Raw genomic sequence first — 21598 nt, 5'->3', positions numbered from 1 at the left:
TGTCAGGCGTTCGTTCGCTACCCGTGCATCGGCATCGTCACCACGGGCCGCAAGGTTTCCTCGCGGCTGACCCGCTCCGCAGGTTTGTACCAGTTTCCCGGCTCATTCAGCGCCAATGCTGCCGTGAAAGTTGCAATCCTGATATCGCGGCACCCGTCGACCACGACCTGCCCGATCAGCGCCCGGCGCTGCTTGCCGCCCCGCTCCGACAGCAGGGGATCGGGGATCCGCGCCCCGCAGATCCCGGAGGCGTCCCCCCATCACCGGCCCCCGGGTCATTCCCACGCCGCGCAGCCGCTCGGGCAGGGCCTCGCGCCTGGCCGGGCCGGGCCGGGCGCAGGGCGAGGCGTCGATCGGAACCGATCCGCGGCAGGATACCCGAAACCGTTGATTACCGCGGCGCCCCTGCTTACCAGTCAGTATGGAAATTACCGGCAAGGCACAGTCCAGCCGATGCGAAGGGGGCCCCGCGATGATCCTGACCGAAGACCAGAGCATGGTGCGCGACATGGCGCGCCGCTTCGCCAGCGAGCGGCTGGCGCCGAATGCCGCCGATTGGGACGAACGGGCGCATTTCCCGCGCGAGGTCATCGCCGAGATGGGGGCGCTCGGCCTCATGGGCATGCTGGTGCCCGAGGAATGGGGCGGCGCGCTGAGCGATTCCATCGCCTATGCCTGCGCGCTGGAGGAGATCGCCGCGGGCAATGGCGCGCTGTCCACGATCATGTCGGTGCATAATTCGGTCGGCTGCGTGCCGATCCTGCGCTACGGCACCGAGGCGCAGAAGGAGGAATACCTCCGCCCGATGGCGGCGGGCGAGTGGCTGGGCGCCTTCTGCCTGACCGAACCGCAGGCGGGTTCCGACGCCTCGGCGCTCAGGACCCGGGCCACGCGGACCAACACCGGCTGGGTTCTGAACGGCGTCAAGCAGTTCATCACCTCGGGCAAGAACGCCGATGTCGCCATCGTCTTTGCCGTGACCGATCCGGCGGCGGGCAAGAAGGGCATTTCGGCCTTCATCGTGCCGACGAAAACCCCGGGCTGGCGCGTCGCCTCGATCGAGAAGAAGATCGGCCAGCACCTGTCCGACACCGCCCAGATCGCGCTCGAGAACCTCGAACTCCCGGCCGGGGCATTGTTGGGCGACGAGGGGCAAGGCTACCGCATCGCCCTGTCGAACCTCGAGGGCGGGCGCATCGGCATCGCCGCGCAATCGGTGGGCATGGCCCGCGCGGCGCTGGAGGCCGCCGTCGCCTATGCGATGGAGCGCGAAAGCATGGGCAAGACGCTCATGGACCACCAGGCCGTCGCCTTCCGGCTGGCCGATATGGCGACCCAGGTCGAGGCCGGGCGGCAGATGGTGCTGCACGCGGCGGCGCTGAAGGACGCAGGCCAGCCCGCGCTGGAAGCCGCCTCGATGGCCAAGCTTTTTGCCTCCGAGATGGCGGAACGCGTCGCCTCGGCCGCGATCCAGACCTTCGGCGGCTACGGCTATACCCGCGATTTCCCGGTCGAACGGATCTGGCGCGATGTCCGGGTCTGCCAGATCTACGAGGGCACCAGCGACATCCAGCGCCTCGTCATCGCCCGCGCACTGGCCCGGTGAGTACTGGTCCGGTGAGGACGGCCCGGTGAGGACGGCCCGGCCGCGGATCAATCCGCGGCCAGCCCCGCCAGATAGGCGCCGTATTCGTTCTTGCCGAACTGGCGGGCCCGCTCGCGCAGATGGGCCTTGGTGATCCAGCCCATCTCGTAGGCGACCTCGTCGGGCGACCCCACCTGCTGGCCCTGCCGGTTGGTCAGGGTGCGGACGAAATTCCCCGCATCCAAGAGCGAGTCATGCGTGCCGGTATCGAGCCAGGCATAGCCCCGCCCCATCCGCTGCACCCTGAGCGCGCCATCGGCCAGATAGCTTTCCAGCAGCGTGGTGATCTCCAGCTCGCCCCGGGCCGAGGGGGTGACGGCGCGGGCCCGGGCGGGGGCCGTGCCGTCGACGAAATAGAGCCCGGTCACGGCGTAGCTCGATGGCGGCACCTGCGGCTTCTCGATGATGCCGCGCACCGTGCCGTCCGGGGCGAAATCGACGACGCCATAGCGTTCGGGATCCGACACCCGGTAGCCGAAAACCGAGGCGCCATGCGCCGACTGCCCGGCCTCGCGCAGGGCCTCGGGCAGGCCGTGGCCGAAGAAGATGTTGTCGCCGAGGATCATCGCCGAGGGGGCGCCGGCCAGAAACTCCTCGGCCAGGATGAAGGCCTGGGCCAGCCCGTCGGGGCTGGGCTGGGTGACGTAGCTGAGCGAAATGCCCCATTGGCTGCCATCGCCCAGCGTGCGGCGGAACTGGTCCTGATCGTGTGGCGTGGTGATGACCAGAATCTCGCGGATCCCGGCCAGCATCAGCACGGTCAGCGGGTAGTAGATCATCGGCTTGTCATAGATCGGCAGCAGCTGCTTCGAGACGGCCGTGGTGATCGGGTAAAGCCTGGTGCCGGAGCCCCCGGCCAGGATGATGCCTTTGCGGTCGGTCATGTCGGGATGTCCAGCTCTGTGAGTGTCTGCGTGAGGGCCTGCCGCCAGTCGGGGCGTGCGATGCCGAAGACTGCCTCGGTCGTGCGGCAATCGAGGCGGGAATTCGCGGGCCGGCGCGCGGGCGTCGGGTAATCGGCGGTGGGGATCGGGGTGACTGTGGTCGCCCGGCCCGCCCGGGCAAAGATCTCGCGCGCGAAATCGGCCCAGCTGACGTCCGGCGTGCCCGCGAAATGATAGGTGCCGCTGGCGCCCGGATCGCGGCCCAGATGCGCGGCGATGGTCAGGCAGGCTCCGGCGATGGCCCGGGCGGGGGTCGGGCCGCCGATCTGGTCGGCCACGACCGTGAGACTGTCGCGGGTCTCGGACAGCCGCAGCATGGTCTTCACGAAATTCGCGCCATGGGCGGAAAAGACCCACGAGGTCCGCAGGATCGCCTGCGCCCCACCCGCGGCCCGCACCGCCTCTTCGCCCGCCAGCTTGCTGCGGCCATAGGCGCCGAGCGGCCCGGTCGGGGCGTCGGGCGCGAAGGGGTCTGTCCCCGCCCCGTCGAAGACGTAATCGGTGGAGATGGTCACAAAGGGCAGACCCAGCGCCGCGCATTCCCGGGCCATGGCGGCGGGAGCCCCGGCATTGACGCGGAGGGCATGCGCCTCGTCGCTTTCGGCGCGATCGACGGCGGTATAGGCGGCGGCGTTGATGACCGCCCGGGGCCGATGCGCCCTTATCGCTGCCGCGCAGGCCTGGGCGTCGGACAGATCCGCCGCGTCCCGCCCCAGTGCCAGAACGCCCGGGTGGCGCTGCAATTCCGTCGCCACCTGCCCGGTCTTGCCGAAGACCAGCACGCTCATGCCTTGTCCCCCGTGCCCAGCCGCTGACCGACGCCGCGCCGCTCCAGCAGCGGGCGCCACCAGGCCTCGTTGTCCAGATACCAGCGCACCGTGCGCTCCAGCCCTTCCTCGACCGTGACCGAGGGCCGCCAGCCCAGCTCCTGCCGGATCCGCGACGGGTCGATGGCGTAGCGGGCGTCATGGCCGGGGCGGTCGGTGACGAAGGTAATCAGATCGGCGTAGGAACCGCCCGGGCGGGGCACCAGCCGGTCGAGAATGCCGCAAATCGTGCGCACCAGTTGCAGGTTGCTGCGCTCGTTCTCGCCGCCGATGTTGTAGCTGCGGCCATTCTGCCCCCGCTCCAGCACCAGAAGCAGCGCGTCGGCGTGATCCTCGACATAAAGCCAGTCGCGCACGTTCGAGCCGTCGCCGTAGATCGGCAGCGGCTTGCCGGCCAGCGCATTCAGGATCACCACCGGAATCAGCTTTTCGGGGAAGTGGAAGGGCCCGTAATTGTTGGAACAATTGGTCAGGACCACCGGCAGGCCATAGGTCTCGTGCCAGGCGCGGACCAGATGGTCGGACCCCGCTTTCGAGGCCGAATAGGGGCTGCGCGGGTCATAGGCGGTGTCTTCGGTGAACTTGACCGCAGGGTCGGCGGGCAAGGATCCGAACACCTCGTCGGTCGAGATATGGTGGAAGCGGAAGCCCTCGGGCCGGCCCTCGCGCTGCCAATGGCCGCGCGCGGCCTCCAGCATCGTGAAGGTGCCGACGATATTGGTCTCGATGAAATCGGCGGGTCCGTCGATCGAGCGGTCGACATGCGATTCCGCGGCCAGATGCATCACCGCATCGGGGCGGTGGCGGGCGAAACAGCCCTCGACCGCCGCCCGGTCGCGGATGTCGATCCGCTCGAAGGCATAGCGCGGGTTGTCCGCCACCGAGGCCACGTTGTCGAGGCAGGCGGCATAGGTCAGCGCGTCGAGGTTCACCACCTCATGCCCGCGGGCAATCGCCAGCCGCACCACCGCCGAGCCGATGAACCCGGCGCCGCCGGTAATCAGGAGTTTCATGCCTCACCCCGCCAGTGGAAGGGGCTGTCCAGATCTGCCAGCAGCGGTGCCACGGCATCCTTGGCGCTGAGCACCGCCTCGCCCTGCAGCGGCCAGTCGATGCCGATGGCGGGATCGTCCCAGCGGACCGCGCCCTCGGTCTCGGGCGCGTAATAATCGGTGCATTTGTAGACGATCTCGCTGTCGGGCAGCAGCGTCATGAAACCATGCGCGAAGCCCGGCGGGACATAGAGCTGCGCGCCATTCTCGGCCGACAGCTCGAACCCCACCCAGTCGCCGAAGGTCGGGCTGCCCCTGCGGATATCGACCGCCACGTCGAAGATCGCGCCGCGCCCGCAGCGCACCAGCTTGCCCTGCGCATGGGGCGGCGCCTGGAAATGCAGCCCGCGCACCGTGCCGACCTGCGCCGAGAGCGAATGGTTGTCCTGCACGAAGTCGCCGTCGATCCCGGCCGCGGCGTAATCGCGGCGGGTATAGGTCTGGGCAAAGAACCCGCGATGATCGCCAAAGCGCCGCGGCACCACCTGGATCACGCCCTCGAGCCTGGTTGTGAACGTCTGCACTCGTACCCTCCGTTGCGGTCGGGTCGCTCCCCGACCCGTTTGCCTGTCGATAGCACAGGGCAGACCGGGATGCCCGCGTCCCCTGCCACAAGGGCGGAATGGGCGCGCAGAATCGGACTGCCGCGTTTCGCCCGAGAGGTGCGCTAGGAATATGTCAAAGATTTGCCCGGAATTTTTCGGATCTCGGACAAGCCGGCACAGGCACAGTCAAATCCGCGAAAAAGGAAAGCCGGAGCACCCGCTCGGGTGCCCCGGCTCGATGGACCGGCTCAGGCCCGGGGTCAGGCCCGGGCTCAGGCGGCGGCGAAGGCCACCACCGCCGCGGGCGTGGCCGCGATCAACGCCTGCGCCGCGGCCCGCGCGGCCTCATCCTCGGCGATGGAGGGGTTCGCCAGGCTCTCGCTGCCGGTCTGCTCTCCGCTCAGCGGATCGATCACCGGCCGCTCGATCTGCGCAGGCAGGGGGGCGATCGCCGCCTGCACGATCACCGTCTGGAACAGCGGCTGTCCCTCGGCGTCCAGATCCCCGGTCGCCAGCGTTTCGCTGACCGCCGCACGCCCCTCGGCCAGCCGGAAAAGCGCGAGACGCGCCACCGCCTGCCGGTAGGCCGCCAGCCGGATGTTGAAGAGATTGGCCTCCACCGCCCGCAGCCGCGCGGGCTCGGCCGCGTCGCGCCAGGCGGCATACTCCACGGGCGAGGCCTCGCGCATGGCCAGCGGCCAGTCACGGTCCAGGATCGCCATGATCCGGTCGGTCAATTGCTGCTTGGTCAGCGGGGCCGCGCCCGGGACCAGCCCCGCGGCGGCCAGCAGGGCCTCGATTTCGGCTTCGGTCATCAGATCCTCCAGATCCGGCAAGACCCGAGACCCTGCTCCGCAAGGCCGAAAGAAAGACGAAGCCCAAGCGCGGCGGTATCATCCTTTGGCAAGAACTCCCCCGCCGCATCGGGGCACTTCTGTGGCAGCGCGCCGCCCAGCAGACACGAAATCCTTAATTTGGCCTCGATAAGGCCCAGGATGGCAGGCAGACACGCTGAGCAAAGTTCGGTTCTGTAGCAGGAGATTCTCTGTGATCACCCCGGTTCTGTTGTCCGGAGGGTCGGGCACCCGGCTCTGGCCGCTGTCGCGGAAGTCCTATCCCAAGCAATTCACGCCGCTGATCGGCGAGGAGACGCTGTTCCAGGCCTCGGCCCGGCGGCTTTCGGGGCCGGGTTTCGCCGCGCCGCTGGTCCTGACCAATTCGGACTTCCGCTTCATCGTCACCGAGCAGCTGGCCGCCGCCGGGATCGACCCCGGCGCCGTGCTGATCGAGCCCGAAGGCAAGAATACCGCCCCCGCCGTGCTGGCCGCCGCCCTCTGGCTGGCGCGCGAAAACCCCGAGGCGCTGATGCTGGTCGCGCCTTCGGACCATGTTGTGCCCGACGCCCCCGCCTTCCGCGCCGCGGTCGAGCTGGGCCGCCCGGCCGCGCTGGCCGGGAAGCTGGTCACCTTCGGCATCGCCCCCGATCACGCCGAGACGGGCTATGGTTATCTGGAACTCGCCGAATGCCTGGACGGCGCGGCGCCCAAGGTCATGGACCTGCTGCGCTTTGTCGAAAAGCCCGACCTCGCGCGGGCCGAGGCGATGGTCGCCTCGGGCAAGCATCTGTGGAACGCGGGGATCTTCCTTTTCTCTGTCGCCGCGATCATCGAGGCCTTCCGCATCCACGCCCCCGACCTGATGGAGCCGGTCGCCGCCTCGCTCGACGCGGCGCGGCCGGACCTCGGCTTCCTGCGGCTCGACCCCGCGGCCTGGAGCCGGGTGCGCGACATCTCCATCGACTATGCGGTGATGGAACGCGCCGACAATCTGGCCGTGGTGCCCTATACGGCCGGCTGGTCCGACCTTGGCGGCTGGGACGCGGTCTGGCGCGCGGGCGAGCGCGACCAGAACGGCGTCGCCACCACCGGCCACGCCACCGCCATCGACTGCACCGATTCGCTCCTGCGGTCCGAGGATGCGCGGGTGGAACTGGTGGGCCTCGGCCTTCAGAACATCATCGCCGTCGCCATGCCCGATGCCGTGTTGGTCGCCGACGCGAGCCGGGCGCAGGACGTGAAACGCGTGGTCGCGGCGCTGAAAGCCAAGCAGGCGCGGCAGGCCGAATCCTTCCCGCGCGACCACCGGCCCTGGGGCTGGTACGAAAGTCTGGTGCTGAGCGAACGCTTTCAGGTCAAGCGCATCGTGGTCCATCCCGGCGCCGCCCTGTCCTTGCAATCGCACCATCACCGGGCCGAACACTGGATCGTCGTCTCCGGCACGGCCGAGGTGACCATCGGCACCGAGGTCCGCCTCGTCACCGAGAACCAGTCGGTCTATATCCCGCTGGGTGCGGTTCACCGGATGAAGAACCCCGGCAAGGTGCCGATGGTGCTGATCGAGGTGCAGACCGGCGCCTATCTCGGCGAGGATGACATCATCCGCTACGAAGACGATTACGCCCGCGGCTAGACCGGGCACACGGGAGTATGAGCATGAAAATCGCGGTGGTGGGGCTGGGCTATGTCGGCCTGTCGAACGCGGTGCTGCTGGCGCAGCACAACGAGGTGACAGCGGTCGATATCGCGCCCGAGAGGGTGGCGATGGTCAATGATCGCAAAAGCCCCATCGAGGATCCCGAGCTTGAGGATTTCCTTGCCCGCAAGCCGCTGTCCCTGACCGCGACAACCCATCTGGCCGCCGCGGTCGAGGGCGCCGATTACGTCATCATCGCCACGCCCACCGATTACGATTCCGAGCATAACCATTTCGACACGTCCTCGGTCGATTCGACGGTGCGCGCGGTGCTGGCCGCCAATCCCGCCGCCGCGATCATCGTCAAATCGACGGTGCCGGTCGGCCATATCCGCAAGCTGCGCCAGAAGGTCGGCAGCGACCGGGTGATCTTCTCGCCCGAATTCCTGCGCGAGGGGCGCGCGCTGCACGACAACCTCCACCCGTCGCGGATCATCGTCGGCGACCGGGGCGAGGCGGCGCGGGTCTTCGCCCGGCTGCTGCAGGAAGGGGCAGCAGAGCCGGATGTGCCGATGCTGTTCACCGACCCCGACGAGGCCGAGGCGATCAAGCTTTTCTCGAACACCTATCTCGCCATGCGGGTGGCCTTCTTCAACGAGCTGGACAGCTACGCCATGGCCGGGAACATGGACAGCCGCCAGATCATCGAGGGCGTGGGCCTCGATCCCCGGATCGGCAGCCATTACAACAACCCCTCCTTCGGCTATGGCGGTTATTGCCTGCCCAAGGACACCAAGCAATTGCTGGCCAATTACCGCGGCGTGCCACAGAACATGATCGCCGCGATTGTCGAGGCCAACCGCACCCGCAAGGATTTCCTGGCCGAGCGGATCGCCGCGACCAACCCCCGGGTGGTGGGCGTCTACCGGCTGGTGATGAAGGCGGGATCGGACAATTTCCGCCAATCCTCGATCCAGGGGATCATGAAGCGGCTCAAGGGCAAGGGGATCGAAGTCATCATTTTTGAGCCGGTGATCGCCGAGGACAGTTTCTTCGGCTCGCGGGTGATCCGCAACATCGACGCCTTCAAGGCCGGGGCCGATCTCATCATCGCCAACCGCATGACCCCGGATCTGGAGGATGTGGCCGACAAGGTCTTCACCCGCGACCTGTTCGGCGCGAATTGAGGGGGGCGGCCCATGCCGATGACCTGTTTCAAGGCCTATGACATCCGCGGCAAGCTGGGCGAGGATCTGGACGAGACTATCGCCCATGCCATCGGCCGCGCCTTTGCCGAAGCCCTGGGTGCCCGCCGGGTGGTGCTGGGCCGCGACATCCGCGCCTCGTCCGAGAGCCTGGCGGCGGCGGTGGCCGAGGGGCTGGTCGCGCAAGGGGTGGAGGTTCTGGACCTCGGCCTGTCCGGCACGGAGGAGATGTATTTCGCCACCAGCCATTTTGCGGCCGACGGTGGGATCTGCGTGACCGCCTCGCACAATCCGATGGATTACAACGGGATGAAGATGGTGAAGGCGGGCTCCGCCCCGCTCGACCCCGCAACCGACCTCGCCCGGGTCAAGGCGCTGGCCGAAAGCGGCGCCTTCGCCCCGGCCCCGCAGCCCGGTCGGGTCATCCCGGCCGAGGGCGCCCGCGACGCCTATGTCGCGCGGGTGCTGTCCTTCGTCGACATTCCGGCGCTCCGGCCGCTGAAACTGCTGGTCAATGCCGGCAACGGCGCCGCCGGCCCCACCTTCGACGCGATCATGACCGCGTTGGAGGCTCAGGGCGCCCCCCTCAGCGTCGTGCGGATGCATCACCAGCCGGACGGCCGTTTCCCCAACGGCATCCCGAACCCGCTGCTTGACGAGAACCAGCCCGCCACCGCCGAGGCCGTGCGCGCGGCGGGCGCCGATCTGGGCATCGCCTGGGACGGCGATTTCGACCGCTGCTTCTTCTTCGATGCCGAGGGCCGCTTCACCCCCGGCGAATACCTCGTGGGCCTGCTGGCCGAGGCCTTCCTCGCCAAGGAGCCCGGTGCGAAGATCGTGCACGACCCGCGCGTCGTCTGGAACACGCTCGATGTGGTCAGCGCAGCCGGGGGACAGGCGATCCAGTCCCGCACCGGGCACGCCTTCATCAAGCAGGCGATGCGCGAGACCGGCGCCGTCTATGGCGGCGAGATGTCGGCGCATCATTATTTCCGCGATTTCGTCGCCTGCGACAGCGGCATGATCCCCTGGCTGCTGGTGGTGGAACTGATGGGCCGTCGCGGCCAGACGCTGGCGCAGATGGTCGACGCCCGCCGCGCCGCCTTTCCCTCGTCCGGCGAGATCAATTTCCGCGTCGCCGATACCGCCGCCGCCATTGCCCGGGTCGAGGCCGCCTTTGCCCCGGGCGCCCTGTCACGCGACGACACCGACGGGCTGTCGCTCTGCTTTGCCGATTGGCGGCTGAACCTCAGGGCGTCCAACACCGAGCCGCTCTTGCGCCTCAATGTGGAATCGCGGGCGAACCCGGATCTGGTCGCCGCCCGCGTCGACCAGATCCGCGCGCTGATTGCGGCCTGACCCGGCTCAGGCCCGCCATTGCAGGATGTCGACCCGTGCCGCCACGGCGGGCGCCACGGCAAAGACCACCTTGTGGGTGAAACCGTCGTAGCTGACGACATAGGCGTCGCCCGGCCCCTGCCGCTGCATGACCCCGTCCTTCCAGACCACACCCGGCCGATGGCCCGCCCTGCAGGCGAAGGTCTTGGTGGTACCGTCCCCGGCATAGCCCAGCGCGGTGGGCGGGACCGCCCCGGTCCGTTGCTCAAGCCCGGCAAGGCGCGCCAGTTCCTCGCGCAGGATCAGGGAGGGTTTGTCGATACGGACATTCATCTCATTGCTCCGCGATCATGCCGCCCATCGCGCTGATCGCGGTGGTCACGGCGGTGGTGGTGTTGGCGATGCGGCGCAGGCCCCGGAAATCGCTGCGGCCCGCGCTGGTGCCGACATGCAGGAGGCCGGTCACCGGATCCTGCGCCAGCGCCGTCACGGCATCCGAGGCGCCGTAGAGCGTGCAATGCGCGCCGGGCTGAAACAGGGCCTTCTCGTCGGCGTGGATCTTGCGGATCTGCTCGGCCGAGGGGGCGGTCGCGCCGATCCGCCACAGCGCCAGCGCGCCCGCCGTCAGCGGGAACGCCCCGTTCACATTGGCCCCCAGCCGCGTCACCGCGCTGGTGTTGCTGACGCTCGCCGCATCCGCCGCCGACAGATGCAGCCGCCCGTTGAGATAGAGCTGCGCGACGCCGTCCTTCCGCAGATAGACCACATGCCCCCAGGCCCCGACCGTCATCGCCAGCGTCCCGGTCAGGGTGGCGCCGCTCGAACTTGCGGTGATCGAGCCGCCGCCGGTGTAGATCCGCAGCCGCGGGCCGGATTGGGCCGCGTCCTGCCGGGCGAAGAGATATTGCGCGCCCCCGGCGGGGTAATTCACCCAGCCCATGACGCAGAAATCCCCGGTCCCCAAGTCCAGCGCCGGGTTGTAGGCCTGCTCGAGGTAATTCGCCGCCGACCAGCCGCTGTAGCCGACCAGCTCCGCCCCGGCCGCGACCGCTGTCCGGGTCAGCGTGCCATGCACCAGAAGGCCCAGGGCGCTGGTCGAGCGGTCGGGGTCGCTCAGCGTGCCGTCCCCGACCAGCGCCGTGGCGGCGGTGCCGGCCAGCCAGGCGCCCTTGGTCGCGCCGACCAGCCAGCCGCTGGTATGGCTGGCCGAAATCGCGGTCAGCATGCCCTTGGTCGGGGCCGAGGGATCCGGCGCCAGCCGGATCAGCCCCTGGGAGCTGCCCCAGGCGTCGGGCGCAAGCCGTCTGACACCGTTGCTCGTCGCTTCCACCCCGGTCCACACCCCCGGCCATTGCCGGTCGAGGTTGTAGGCCGCGTTGTAGAGCGCGGCGTAATGCTCGTCCGACGCGCCCTTGGTGTAGCCGTTGGCCTCCAGAATGTCGGCGGCGGGGATGCGGTGGAACACATGCACCCACCGCTGGTTCATCGCCGAGGAATCGACGGAAAAGACCAGGGCGCCATCACCGCGGAAGGCCACCCGGGCGCTGACCGAATAGGCGGAATAGGCGATATCGACGACGCTGCCGTCGTCCCTGATGACCGAGACCCCGCCGCTGGTGGCCACGGCGATGGTCGGCACCGGCAGGCCGGTGGCCGGATCGGCGGGCGCCCCGGGCAGGAGGGTGAGGGCGATGTCATGGGTGACGTTGCTGACGAGGGCGGGGGTGGTGGCGGTGGTGACCCGGGGGGCGACCGACAGCGCATCGCCCGGGAAATCGAGGATCGAGACCCCGTTCGCCGCCAGCGCCACCGCGATCTGGCCGTTCCGCGCGGCGATGGCCTTGAGGCTGTAGCCTGTGAAATCCAGCACCCGCCACATCGGCAGGGCCGGGTCGTCGCCATCGTGGATGGTCAGCTTCCCCGCCTCGGCCACGATCACCGCCACCGCCGGGAATTCCCGCCGCGCGCCGCGGGTGGCGGTGTTCAGGGTCTCGTTCCACCAGCTGGTGTGCTGGCAGCGCTTGCGCCAGGCCCCGCCGTCGCTGTCGCGGCCGGTGTCATAGACCAGCACATCCACCGCCGTGATCGCCTTGCTGGCCGTGACCGCCGCCAGGTCGAGCCGCGCCATCGGCGCCAGCGCCAGCGCCACCGTGCCGGTGCCCGCGTCGATGCTCAGCGCCTCGTGCCAGCTGCTGCCATCGGCGCTGACCTTGATGTGGAAATCGTCGTCGCCCGCCAGCCCCATCTCGGCCCGGCCCGACCAATCGTCCTGAAACAGCAGCGAGGCGGTGTCCGACACGCTGGCCTTGTTGATCTTCAGCTGATGCCCGGCCCCCTCGTGGGTCAGCAGGGTATTGGCCGAGGCCACCGCCAGCCGGTTCAGCCCGTCCGAGGTGGTGTTGACCCCGACCCCCGGCAGGTTCTGCAGCGAGGGTTCCTCGGGCGCAACCCAGGCGCTGCCGGTCCAGAGGCGCAGCACGTCGGTCCCCGCCTGCGTCGCCATCCAGCCCGGCTGCGGGGTAACGAAGTGCCAATAGCCATCGGCCAGCAGCGCCAGCTCGCCGTCATGGCCCAGCCAGTCGCCACTGGCGCCGAGGCCCAGGGCATAGACCTCGCCCTCCTGCGGCAACGCGGGCGGGACCGTCTGGTCGAAGGCGACGAGGGTCAGCTGCGTCACCATGTCGAGGATCCGCAGCGCCTCGTTATGGGTCACGTGCTTCTGGGCTTGCGCGGATTGGAGATAGGGCAGGTCAAGCCGGGGCGAATGGTCGGACATCGGGGCTCCTCGCGATTTGCCCCGGAGTGATAGCGACGCCATCCTTAACGACCGCGAAGCCACCGCGCGGCGCGTTCACCTTCTGTGAAGGCCCGGCCCGGCATCGCCCCTCGACAAAGTCCGGGTTCCGGGGATCATGGCACGGGCCCGGGCCATCCCCGGAGGAGGGCTGCGCGATGATGACCGGTTCGGAACTGTCGCTGGTGCTGATCCTGATCCTGCTGGTGCGGACGCTGCTGATCGCCTCGCCCTGGCCCGCCGCCCTGCTGGTCGCGGCCAGCGCCGCCGGGGGCGGGCTGGCCCGGGGTCTGGCCGCCGCCGCCGGGGTGGTGCTGGCGGTGCTGGGCTGGACCCTGCTGGGCTGGTCGGGATTGGCGGGCGGCGTCCCGGGCGGCCGCTGGCTGACCGCGCTTTCGGCGCTGGTCCTGCTGGGGCTGGCCGGGGCCGCGGCGCGGGCCGCGTTGGGCCGGGCCGCGCAGGGGCCGGGATCGGCAGCCGTGGCCATCGGCCTCGCCGCGCTCGTGCATGGCACGCAGCCCGGCGTCGCCCTGCGCTGGGCCAGCGAGCCGGGGCAGATCGCCGATCTGGGCTGGAGCGCGCTGCCCGGGCTGGCGCTGGTCGCCGCCCTTTACGCCGCGCTCGCCTACGGCCTGTCGCGCCCCCGCCCCCGCGCCGCCTATGCAAGCCACGCCCGGATTCTGCAGAGCGTGCTGGCCGGGCTTTACCTGCTGGGCGCCCTCATCGCCCTTCTGAGGCTGGCCTGAGCGCCACTTGCCGCTTGCACCGCGCCCGCGGCCCGGTACTCTCGGCCCCGACCTGCCCCGGAGCCCGCCATGCCGCTGTCCGACCTGATCCCGATCCTCATCGCCTGGGTGATCGCCATTTCCTCGCCCGGTCCCGCCACGCTGGCCATCACCGGCACGGCGATGGGCGCCGGACGCGCGCGCGGGCTGGCGGTGGCGCTGGGCGTTGTCGCAGGCTCTGCCTGCTGGGCGCTGGTCGCCGGCATGGGGCTGGGCGCGGCGATGATGAGCCACGCCTGGGCGCTGGAGGCGCTGCGCTATGCGGGGGCGGGCTATCTGGCCTTCCTGGCGTGGAAATCGGCCCGCTCGGCGCTGCGCCCCGGCGCGGCCGCGGCCCGCGACGCGGGGGCCGAGAGCCTGCGCCACGCCTGGGCCCGCGGCGCGCTCATCCACCTGACCAACCCCAAGGCGGTGCTGTTCTGGGGCGCGGTCTTTGCCGTGGCGGTGCCGCCTGGGGCGCCTGCCTCGGTCCTCTGGCAGGTGGGGCTGTCGTGCCTCGCCACCTCGGTCCTGACCTTCACCGCCATGGCGCTGGCCTTTTCCGCCCGCCCCGTCGCCCGCGCCTATCTGCGGGCCCGGCGCTGGTTCGACGCGGCCTTCGCGGTGCTGTTCGGCTTTGCCGCTTTCAAGATCCTGACCGCCCGGCTCACCTGACCTCACGTCTTCGCGCGGGGCGTTGCCCGGGACCGCTGCATCGGGGATGATGGGGCTTTCAGAACCGGAGTTTGCCATGAAAGCCGTTCTTGCCGCCGCCTTTTCCCTGCTGGCCGCCTCGACCCAGGCGCAGGTCATCACCGAATGCGACTGGGTTGCGAACCCGGCCAATATCGCCGAACCCTGGGAGATCAGCACCCGCACCTTCGCCAACGGCGCGATCCGGGTGGCGCGGCTGGATACCGGCGGCGAACCGGTGTGCTGCGCCTCGCATCTGCTGATCCTGTCGCCCTCGGGCAATGGCTCGGACGGGCCGGTCTATCGGCAATGCCATGTCGCCTCGGCCTCGCCGGGTCAGGGATTCTATGCCGTGGACATCCCGCGCCTGACCGCCAGCTACGATCCGGCGCGCGGATTGCTGCTGTCCTTGCCGGTCTATCACTGGCATCAGGGGGTCGAGAACGGCGCCCAGCCGATCGAGGAGCGGATGGAAATCCGCATCAATCAGGCGAGCGGCGCCGTGACGGCGGAATGAGGACAGCAGGGTGAGGAACGGGGCGTGATTCTGGGCATCGGGACGGATCTGGCCAATATCGACCGGATCCAGGGCACGCTCGACCGCTTCGGCGACCGCTTCCGGCGGCGGGTCTTCACCGATCTGGAACTGGCCAAGGCCGCCCGCCGCAGGGACGAGGCCGGGACGCTCGCCAAACGCTGGGCCGCGAAAGAGGCCTGTTCCAAGGCGCTGGGAACCGGCCTTGCCATGGGCATCTCGTGGAAGGACATGGGCGTGGTGAACCGCCGGGGCGGTCAGCCGACCATGGTGCTGACCGGCTGGGCGGCCGAGAGGCTGGCGACGATGACGCCGCCCGGGCACGAGGCCGTGGTGCATGTCTCGCTCACCGACGACCATCCCTGGGCGCAGGCCTTCGTGGTGATCGAGGCCCGCCCGCTGGCCTGAGCGCTACCAGCAGGCGCTTTGCCCCAGCCCCTCGACGACCTCCCGCATCCGGCGCTCGGTGCCGGGATCGGTATCCTGCGGCAGATCCTCGAGACCGAAATAACCGATCTCGGCGATCTCGACGCTGGCGGGCTTGCCCGGCACCCGGCCGCTGACCTCGCACAGATAGGCCAGGACGTGGTCGCGCTTGCTGACCTTGCCGTTGTAGAAGACGCCGTGCAGCACCGGACGGCCGATCAGTTCCAGATCCGTCTCCTGCAGCAATTCCCGCCGCAGGGCGGTCTCGGTCGTCTGGCCCTTTTCGACACCGCCACCGGGGAAATGCCATCCGGGCGTATAGGTGTGGCGCACCAGCAGGAACTTCCCATCCGCCGACCGCACCATTGCCCGCACGCCGATGGTCAGGCTCCGGCTCATCAGGAAGTAGCCGTGCATCAGACGGCTGAACAAGGCGCGGCGAAGCCCGCCTTGTCGCTCCTCGGGCTGGCTCATGGCCGCGGGCTCGCCTGGATCAGGGCCTCGGATCCCTGCTCGGCGCCCCAGAGCCGGTCCGAGACGTCGGTGTTGAGCGGCGAATATTCCAGCGGCAGTTCGTGCAGCATGGCCAGGATCGTCGGCAGGTCGAACGCCTCGCAGGCCTTGAACAGCCGGTCCAGCGCCTCGGACAGGGCCGCGCTGGGCAGCGCGACTTCCGAGGCGGTCATGATCCGCGGATGGGTGGTCGGCGCCGGATTGTTGCCGATCAACAGCTCTTCATAGAGTTTCTCGCCCTTGCGCAACCCGGTCACGCAGACCGGAATATCGCCCTTCTCCGGCAGGAACTGATCGGGGTGATCGACCAGATAGGGGGTCAGCCCGTGCAGCTTCACCATGCTGAAGGCAAGGTCGATGATCTTGACCGGCTCGCCCATGTCCAGCACGAAGACATCGCCCCCCTGCCCCAGCGCGCCGGCCTGAATGACCAGCTGCGCGGCCTCGGGGATGGTCATGAAATAGCGGTTGATGTCCTTGTGGGTGACCGTGACCGGCCCGCCGCTTTCGATCTGGGCCCGAAAACGCGGAATGACCGAGCCCGAGGAGCCCAGCACATTGCCGAAACGGACCATGGAAAAGACCGTGCCCGAGGGCGCGTGCGCCTCGGCCTGGCAGATCAGCTCGGCGATGCGCTTGGTGGCGCCCATCACATTGGTGGGCCGCACCGCCTTGTCGGTCGAGATCAGGATGAAATTCTCGACCCCGCATTTCTTGGCGGCGGCGGTGATGGCCAGCGTGCCGAAGACATTGTTGCGGATGCCCTCGACCACGTTCTCCTCGACCAGGGGCACATGCTTGTAGGCGGCCGCGTGATAGATGGTCTGGACCTTGAACGCCCTGATCGCCATCTCGAGCCGGCGGCTGTGCTGGACCGAGCCCAGGATCGGCTCGATCCGCGTCTCGTATCCCAGCCGCTTCGAGGTTTCCGCCAATTCGGCCTCGATCGCATAGAGCGCGAATTCGGACATCTCGTAGAGCACCAGCACCGAGGGCCGCTGGCTCAGGATCTGGCGGCAGAGTTCGCTGCCGATCGAGCCCCCCGCGCCCGAAACCATGACCACCCGCCCGGTGATGTTGCGGCTCAGAAGCTCGGGATCGGGGGCGACGGGATCACGCCCCAGCAGGTCCTCGGCCGAGACCGTCCGCAATTCCGAGATCTTGGCCTTGCCGCTGATGATGTCCGACATGCCGGGGATCGTCTTGATCTCCAGCTGCAGGTCCTCCAGCGCGCCGACGATCTCGCGGCGGCGCACGCGGCCCATGCTGGGAATGGCCAGAAGCACGACCTGGGCGCCGGTTTCCTTCATCAGCGCCGGGATCTGGTCAGACGGGAAGACATTGAACCCCCCGACCGTCATGTTCTGGATGCTGGGATCATCGTCGACCAGCGCGACCGGCGCGTATTCGCGCCCGTGGAACAGGGCGTTGAGGGTCTGAAGTCCCGCTTCACCGGCGCCGTAGATGATGACCGGCCGCTTGTTCACCGTCCGCGGGCTGCGGAAATAGGCCCGCGCGACGAAGCGCGATCCGCCCACCGACAGGAACACGAACATCAGCGTGATTACGGGGACGGACCGGGGAATGCCCGCGCCGAGGGCCAGATCGGCCAGCGCCAGCGCCAGCGCCGAGACGACGGCCCCCTTGCCGACGGTGACCAGGATCTTGCCGGTGATGAATCTGACCAGCGAGCGGTAGAGCCCCAGCCAGCGGAAGGCCAGCAGCGTCGCGATCACCGCCACCAAGAGCGCGACCCAGACCGCGGGCCGGCCCATGAAGGTCAGGCTCTCCAATCGAAGAAACATCGCCATGATGAACGAGGCGACGATGAGGGCCGCATCCCACAGAAGCTGAAGGGCCACTTTTGCGCGCCGGTCCAGGGCTGCCAGCGTCTTAACGTATGTGGGCGTCAATCGGTGTTCCAATATGTTACGAGCGATCCCTTCGCCGCAGATACCGAACGAAGCGACCACAGGTTAGCAACCCCTGGCGAGAGAGCTGCCGTTCAAAGGCAATACCCCGAACGGACACTGGGCCGGACGACCGCACATGCCGGACAATCGGCGCGGACCGCCCGGAGCGCTCGCGCCAGGTACCGCCCTGATCCATACTGCACGACAAGGTCTAATGCCAGTCTCGCAACCGCAGCGCGACGCCTCCTCGGCCCCGCATCGCCGGCGGATGCCGGGCGCCGGGCAACGCCTGGACGGGCGGGGCTCAGCCCCGCGCCGCGTCCATCAGCCGCCGCATCTCGCGGATCGCCGGGTCGAGGCCCAGAAACACCGCCTCGGAAATCAGGAAATGGCCGATGTTCAGCTCGCGGATTTCCGCCGTCGCCGCGAAGGGTGAGACGGTGGCGAAGCTCAGCCCGTGGCCCGCGTGAACCTCGAGCCCCAGCGAGGCCGCGAAGCGCGCGCCCGACATCAGCGCCGCCAGTTCCAGCGCCGCATCCTCGGCCCGGCCCTCGGCCACCAGGTCGCAATAGGCGCCGGTGTGTAGTTCGATCACCGGGGCGCGGACCTGCACCGCCGCCTCGATCTGACGGGGATCATGGCCGATGAACAGCGAGACCCGGCAACCGGCCTCGGACAGGGGCGCGATGAAATCGGCCAGACGCCCGGTATCCCCGGCGACGTCAAGCCCGCCCTCGGTGGTCCGCTCCTCGCGCTTTTCCGGCACGAGACAAACGGCATGCGGCCGGTGGCGCAGCGCGATCGCCTGCATCTCGGCCGTGGCCGCCATCTCGAAATTGAGGGGCACGCGCAGCGCCGCCATCAGCGCCTCGATATCGGCGTCGCGGATGTGGCGGCGGTCTTCGCGCAGATGCGCGGTGATGCCATCCGCCCCGGCCTCTTCGGCCAGAAGCGCGGCCCGCACCGGGTCGGGATAGGCCGAGCCGCGCGCGTTGCGCAGCGTCGCCACATGGTCGATGTTCACACCCAGACGCAGGGGGGCCTTGGTCATGTCTCGTCTCCGGCTTCGAGCGCCCGCTGGCGCTGCCGCGCGGCCTCGAACCGCGCCTTCAACCGCTTGGCACGGCTGCGCTGATAGGCGCGCACCAAGGGCAGATGCACGAAATACGCAGCCACCGCAAAGGGCAAGCCCAGAAGCAGCCCGCCCACCATATAGGGCAGGTAGACGTTGGAATAGAAACCGATCAGCCGGTCCCATTGCGCCGTCTCGCCGGTGAAGACGCTGACGAGGTTGTGCATCAGCTCGCTGCCCGCGCGGCCGACGACACCGACGATCCGCGTGACCGAGACCCGCACCTCGGTCCCCAGAAGCCAGCTGCCCAGCTCCATCCCCCCCGCCGCCATCAGCGGAAAGGTCAGCGGATTGCCATAGAAGGTGCCCAGCAGCGCCGCCAGGATATTGCCGCGAAAGATCCAGGCGACCAGCGCTGCGGTCAGGAAATGCAGCCCATAGAGCGGCAGGAACGAGACATAGAGCCCGGCGGCGATGCCGATGCAGATCCGCTCGGGACTGTCGGGCAACCGCCGCATCCGGTGCAGCACATAGGTTGCCGCCCTGCGCCAGCCGCCGCGGGGCCAGAAGAACTCGCCGATGGCCCGCAACAGCGGTCTGGGATTTCGGCGCTTGAAGATCACGCGCGGCGGTCCGTGTTCAGGGGGCCCCGGTCAGGGCTTCAGGCTAAGGTCGCGAATCCTGGTGACCTGGGCCACGTCGGTTTCGGCCGATAGGACGGTCAGGATACGGTGCAAGTGCTCGGCATCCGATACCTCGATTTCGACCGCAATGAGGAAAAAGTCGGGCTTGGGGTCCTTGAACACCAGATTCGAGATATTCGCCCCCTGCTCGCCGATCAGCGTGCAGCAGCGCCCCAACACCCCCGCGCTGTTCGAGATCGTCATCTCCAGCGTGACCTTGTTGACCGCCGCGTGCTTGCCCTCGAGCCAGCGCAGATCGACCCAGCGCTCGGGCTGGTTGTCCAGATCGGCCAGGACCGGGCAATCGATGGCATGGGCAAAGACGCCCCGCCCGCGATAGGTGATGCCGACCATGCGCTCGCCCGGCAGCGGCTGGCAGCAACTGGCCCGGCGGAACGGGATGTCCTTGTCCAGACCCATCACCGGGTGGCTCGCGTCCACCTCCACCTCGGCCATGGTCGAGGTCTCGGGGTAAAGCTGCGCCACCACCGCCCGGGCGCTGATCTCCTCGGAGCCGATGCGCGCCAGCAGATCGCTTGCGCCCTTCAGCCTGAGGGTCTTTGCCGCGGTGTCCAGCGCCTTGTCGGTCACCCGGCGGCCCACCTTGTCGAAGGCCACGCGGCACAGCTCGCGCCCCAGCCGCACGAACCGCTCGCGGTCCTCCTCGCGCAGGGACCGCCGGATCGCCGCCTTGGCCCGGCCGGTATGCACCAGCTCGATCCACATGGTCTGCGGGCGCTGGCCGTCGGCGGTGATGATCTCCACCTGCTGACCGTTGCGCAGCCGGGTCCAGAGCGGCACGCGCAGCCCATCCACCTTGGCCGAGACGGTGGCATTGCCGATCCGGGTATGGATCGCATAGGCGAAATCGAGGGGCGTCGCGCCTTTGGGCAGCTGGATCACGTCGCCCTTGGGCGTGAAACAGAACACCTGATCGGCGTACATCTCCAGCTTGACGTGTTCGAGGAATTCGTCGTGATCCTCGTCCTTGTCGACATCCAGCCGCTGCGTCAGGCTCTCGATCCACTTGGCCGGGTCGATGGCGAAGGGGTTCACCGCCCGCATCCCGTCCTTGTAGGACCAATGCGCGGCGACACCGGCCTCGGCGACCTCGTGCATCTCGCGCGTGCGGATCTGCACCTCGACCCGCTTGCCGTCACGGCCCGAGACCGTGGTGTGGATCGAGCGGTAGCCGTTCGATTTCGGCTGGCTGATGTAATCCTTGAACCGCCCCGGCACCGCCCGCCAGCGCTGATGGATCAGGCCCAGCGCCTGATAGCATTCGGACACGTCATCGACGATGATGCGGAAGCCGTAGATGTCGGAGAGGCGGCTGAACGCCAGATCCTTCTCCTGCATCTTGCGCCAGACGGAATAGGGCTTTTTCGCCCGGCCATAGACGGTGCCGTCCAGATTGGCCTTTTCCAGCTCGAAACGGATATCGGCGGTGATCCGGGCGATCACGTCGCCCGATTCGCGCTGCAGCGTGATGAAGCGGCGCAGGATCGAGTTGCGGGCCTCGGGATTGATGACGCGGAAGGCCAGATCCTCCAGCTCCTCGCGCATCCATTGCATGCCCATCCGGCCGGCGAGGGGCGCGAAGATCTCCATCGTCTCGCGCGCCTTCTGCATCTGCTTGTCGGGACGCATCGAGCGGATGGTCCGCATGTTGTGCAGACGGTCGGCCAGCTTGACCAGGATCACCCGCAGGTCGCGGGACATGGCCATCAGGAGCTTGCGGAAATTCTCGGCCTGCTTGGCCTCGGGCGAGGCCTTGGCCTCGGGCGAGGAGCCGCTGCCCTTGCCATCCGCCGCCTTCTGCTCGACCGACGACAATTGCAGATTGGTCAGCTTGGTCACGCCATCGACCAGTTCGGCGACGTCATGGCCGAACATCCGCTCGACCTCGGCATAGGTCGAGCGCGTGTCTTCGATCGTGTCGTGCAGCAGGGCGGTGACGATGGTCGCATCGTCGAGCCGCATCTCGGTCAGGATCGAGGCGACCGCGACCGGATGCGTGAAATAGGGCTCGCCGGAATGGCGCATCTGCCCGGCATGCATGGATTCGCCGTACTCCCAGGCACGGCGGATCAGCGCTTCGTCGCAGGTCGGGTTGTAGTTGCGGACCAGCGCAACCAGGTCATCGGGCGTGATCAACATCGGACCCGGCCCGAGCC

The 21598-nt window shown here is 68.6% G+C and carries 20 protein-coding genes; 8 read left to right on the top strand and 12 right to left on the bottom strand.

What is annotated here, in order from left to right:
- Nucleotides 1-472 precede the first annotated feature (472 nt).
- On the top strand, nucleotides 473-1606 hold the full coding sequence (locus DDE23_RS11425) for an acyl-CoA dehydrogenase family protein (protein WP_107753838.1): 1134 nt from the start codon (nucleotides 473-475) through the stop codon (nucleotides 1604-1606).
- A 47-nt stretch (nucleotides 1607-1653) separates the two neighbouring features.
- Here DDE23_RS11425 and rfbA read toward each other — a convergent pair whose 3' ends face one another.
- The 5 genes from rfbA to DDE23_RS11400 form a co-directional block, all read right to left on the bottom strand.
- Nucleotides 1654-2529 (bottom strand): glucose-1-phosphate thymidylyltransferase RfbA, encoded by an 876-nt coding sequence (gene rfbA, locus DDE23_RS11420; RefSeq protein ID WP_107753837.1) that lies wholly within the window; start codon nucleotides 2527-2529, stop codon nucleotides 1654-1656.
- Nucleotides 2526-3377, bottom strand: a complete 852-nt coding sequence (gene rfbD / locus DDE23_RS11415) for a dTDP-4-dehydrorhamnose reductase (protein ID WP_107753835.1) — start codon at nucleotides 3375-3377, stop codon at nucleotides 2526-2528. Before rfbD ends, rfbA begins: the two co-directional genes overlap by 4 nt.
- A complete protein-coding gene (gene rfbB / locus DDE23_RS11410) occupies nucleotides 3374-4429 on the bottom strand; it encodes a dTDP-glucose 4,6-dehydratase (RefSeq protein WP_107753833.1) in 1056 nt (351 codons plus the stop codon). Before rfbB ends, rfbD begins: the two co-directional genes overlap by 4 nt.
- Nucleotides 4426-4992, bottom strand: a complete 567-nt coding sequence (rfbC, locus tag DDE23_RS11405; protein ID WP_107753831.1) for a dTDP-4-dehydrorhamnose 3,5-epimerase — start codon at nucleotides 4990-4992, stop codon at nucleotides 4426-4428. Before rfbC ends, rfbB begins: the two co-directional genes overlap by 4 nt.
- 293 nt (nucleotides 4993-5285) lie before the next feature.
- Entirely contained in the window at nucleotides 5286-5828 is a 543-nt protein-coding gene (locus DDE23_RS11400) for a hypothetical protein (protein WP_133239547.1), read from the bottom strand.
- A gap of 232 nt (nucleotides 5829-6060) precedes the next feature.
- On the opposite strand from DDE23_RS11400, the gene DDE23_RS11395 reads away from it, so the two are divergent.
- Genes DDE23_RS11395 through DDE23_RS11385 form a run of 3 tightly spaced genes read left to right on the top strand, consistent with a single transcriptional unit; the run spans nucleotide 6061 to nucleotide 10049 of the window.
- Complete coding sequence (locus DDE23_RS11395; protein WP_107753827.1) at nucleotides 6061-7482, top strand: mannose-1-phosphate guanylyltransferase/mannose-6-phosphate isomerase; 1422 nt, start codon at nucleotides 6061-6063, stop codon at nucleotides 7480-7482.
- Nucleotides 7483-7505: 23 nt separating this feature from the next.
- Nucleotides 7506-8672 carry a nucleotide sugar dehydrogenase gene (locus DDE23_RS11390; protein ID WP_107753825.1) on the top strand — a complete coding sequence of 389 codons (1167 nt, stop codon included), beginning with the start codon at nucleotides 7506-7508 and terminating at the stop codon, nucleotides 8670-8672.
- A 12-nt stretch (nucleotides 8673-8684) separates the two neighbouring features.
- Entirely contained in the window at nucleotides 8685-10049 is a 1365-nt protein-coding gene (locus DDE23_RS11385) for a phosphohexomutase domain-containing protein (protein WP_107753824.1), read from the top strand.
- Nucleotides 10050-10055: 6 nt separating this feature from the next.
- Here DDE23_RS11385 and DDE23_RS11380 read toward each other — a convergent pair whose 3' ends face one another.
- Both DDE23_RS11380 and DDE23_RS11375 read right to left on the bottom strand, forming a co-directional pair.
- On the bottom strand, nucleotides 10056-10361 hold the full coding sequence (locus DDE23_RS11380; protein ID WP_107753822.1) for a hypothetical protein: 306 nt from the start codon (nucleotides 10359-10361) through the stop codon (nucleotides 10056-10058).
- Between the two features lies 1 nt (nucleotide 10362).
- Entirely contained in the window at nucleotides 10363-12804 is a 2442-nt protein-coding gene (locus DDE23_RS11375) for a DUF2793 domain-containing protein (RefSeq protein WP_116548241.1), read from the bottom strand.
- 176 nt (nucleotides 12805-12980) lie between these two features.
- Between DDE23_RS11375 and DDE23_RS11370 the strand changes: the two genes are divergently transcribed.
- The 4 genes from DDE23_RS11370 to acpS all read left to right on the top strand — a co-directional run bounded on the left by DDE23_RS11370 (nucleotide 12981) and on the right by acpS (nucleotide 15222).
- The gene (locus tag DDE23_RS11370; RefSeq protein WP_107753796.1) at nucleotides 12981-13568 is read left to right on the top strand and encodes a hypothetical protein; all 588 of its coding nucleotides are present in this window, start codon (nucleotides 12981-12983) and stop codon (nucleotides 13566-13568) included.
- 69 nt (nucleotides 13569-13637) lie between these two features.
- Complete coding sequence (locus tag DDE23_RS11365) at nucleotides 13638-14261, top strand: LysE family translocator (protein WP_107753794.1); 624 nt, start codon at nucleotides 13638-13640, stop codon at nucleotides 14259-14261.
- A gap of 76 nt (nucleotides 14262-14337) precedes the next feature.
- Nucleotides 14338-14796 carry a hypothetical protein gene (locus DDE23_RS11360; protein WP_107753792.1) on the top strand — a complete coding sequence of 153 codons (459 nt, stop codon included), beginning with the start codon at nucleotides 14338-14340 and terminating at the stop codon, nucleotides 14794-14796.
- A gap of 24 nt (nucleotides 14797-14820) precedes the next feature.
- Nucleotides 14821-15222, top strand: a complete 402-nt coding sequence (gene acpS, locus DDE23_RS11355; RefSeq protein ID WP_107753790.1) for a holo-ACP synthase — start codon at nucleotides 14821-14823, stop codon at nucleotides 15220-15222.
- A 3-nt stretch (nucleotides 15223-15225) separates the two neighbouring features.
- Here the strand turns inward: acpS and DDE23_RS11350 are convergent, their stop codons facing one another.
- The 5 genes from DDE23_RS11350 to DDE23_RS11330 form a co-directional block, all read right to left on the bottom strand.
- Nucleotides 15226-15714: an NUDIX domain-containing protein gene (locus DDE23_RS11350; RefSeq protein ID WP_107753788.1), complete on the bottom strand. Its 489-nt coding sequence runs from the start codon at nucleotides 15712-15714 to the stop codon at nucleotides 15226-15228.
- The gene (locus DDE23_RS11345; RefSeq protein WP_238149964.1) at nucleotides 15711-17615 is read right to left on the bottom strand and encodes a polysaccharide biosynthesis protein; all 1905 of its coding nucleotides are present in this window, start codon (nucleotides 17613-17615) and stop codon (nucleotides 15711-15713) included. Before DDE23_RS11345 ends, DDE23_RS11350 begins: the two co-directional genes overlap by 4 nt.
- 355 nt (nucleotides 17616-17970) lie before the next feature.
- Entirely contained in the window at nucleotides 17971-18717 is a 747-nt protein-coding gene (locus tag DDE23_RS11340; protein ID WP_107753786.1) for a pyridoxine 5'-phosphate synthase, read from the bottom strand.
- Nucleotides 18714-19361 carry a DUF2062 domain-containing protein gene (locus tag DDE23_RS11335; protein ID WP_107753784.1) on the bottom strand — a complete coding sequence of 216 codons (648 nt, stop codon included), beginning with the start codon at nucleotides 19359-19361 and terminating at the stop codon, nucleotides 18714-18716. Before DDE23_RS11335 ends, DDE23_RS11340 begins: the two co-directional genes overlap by 4 nt.
- Before the next feature lie 30 nt (nucleotides 19362-19391).
- A complete protein-coding gene (locus DDE23_RS11330; RefSeq protein WP_107753817.1) occupies nucleotides 19392-21578 on the bottom strand; it encodes a RelA/SpoT family protein in 2187 nt (728 codons plus the stop codon).
- Nucleotides 21579-21598 lie beyond the last annotated feature (20 nt).

Source organism: Pararhodobacter aggregans (assembly GCF_003075525.1).
Lineage (GTDB): Bacteria > Pseudomonadota > Alphaproteobacteria > Rhodobacterales > Rhodobacteraceae > Pararhodobacter > Pararhodobacter aggregans.
Note: the sequence above shows the minus strand (reverse complement) of the source record. Positions and strands in the feature narration are given on the sequence as shown.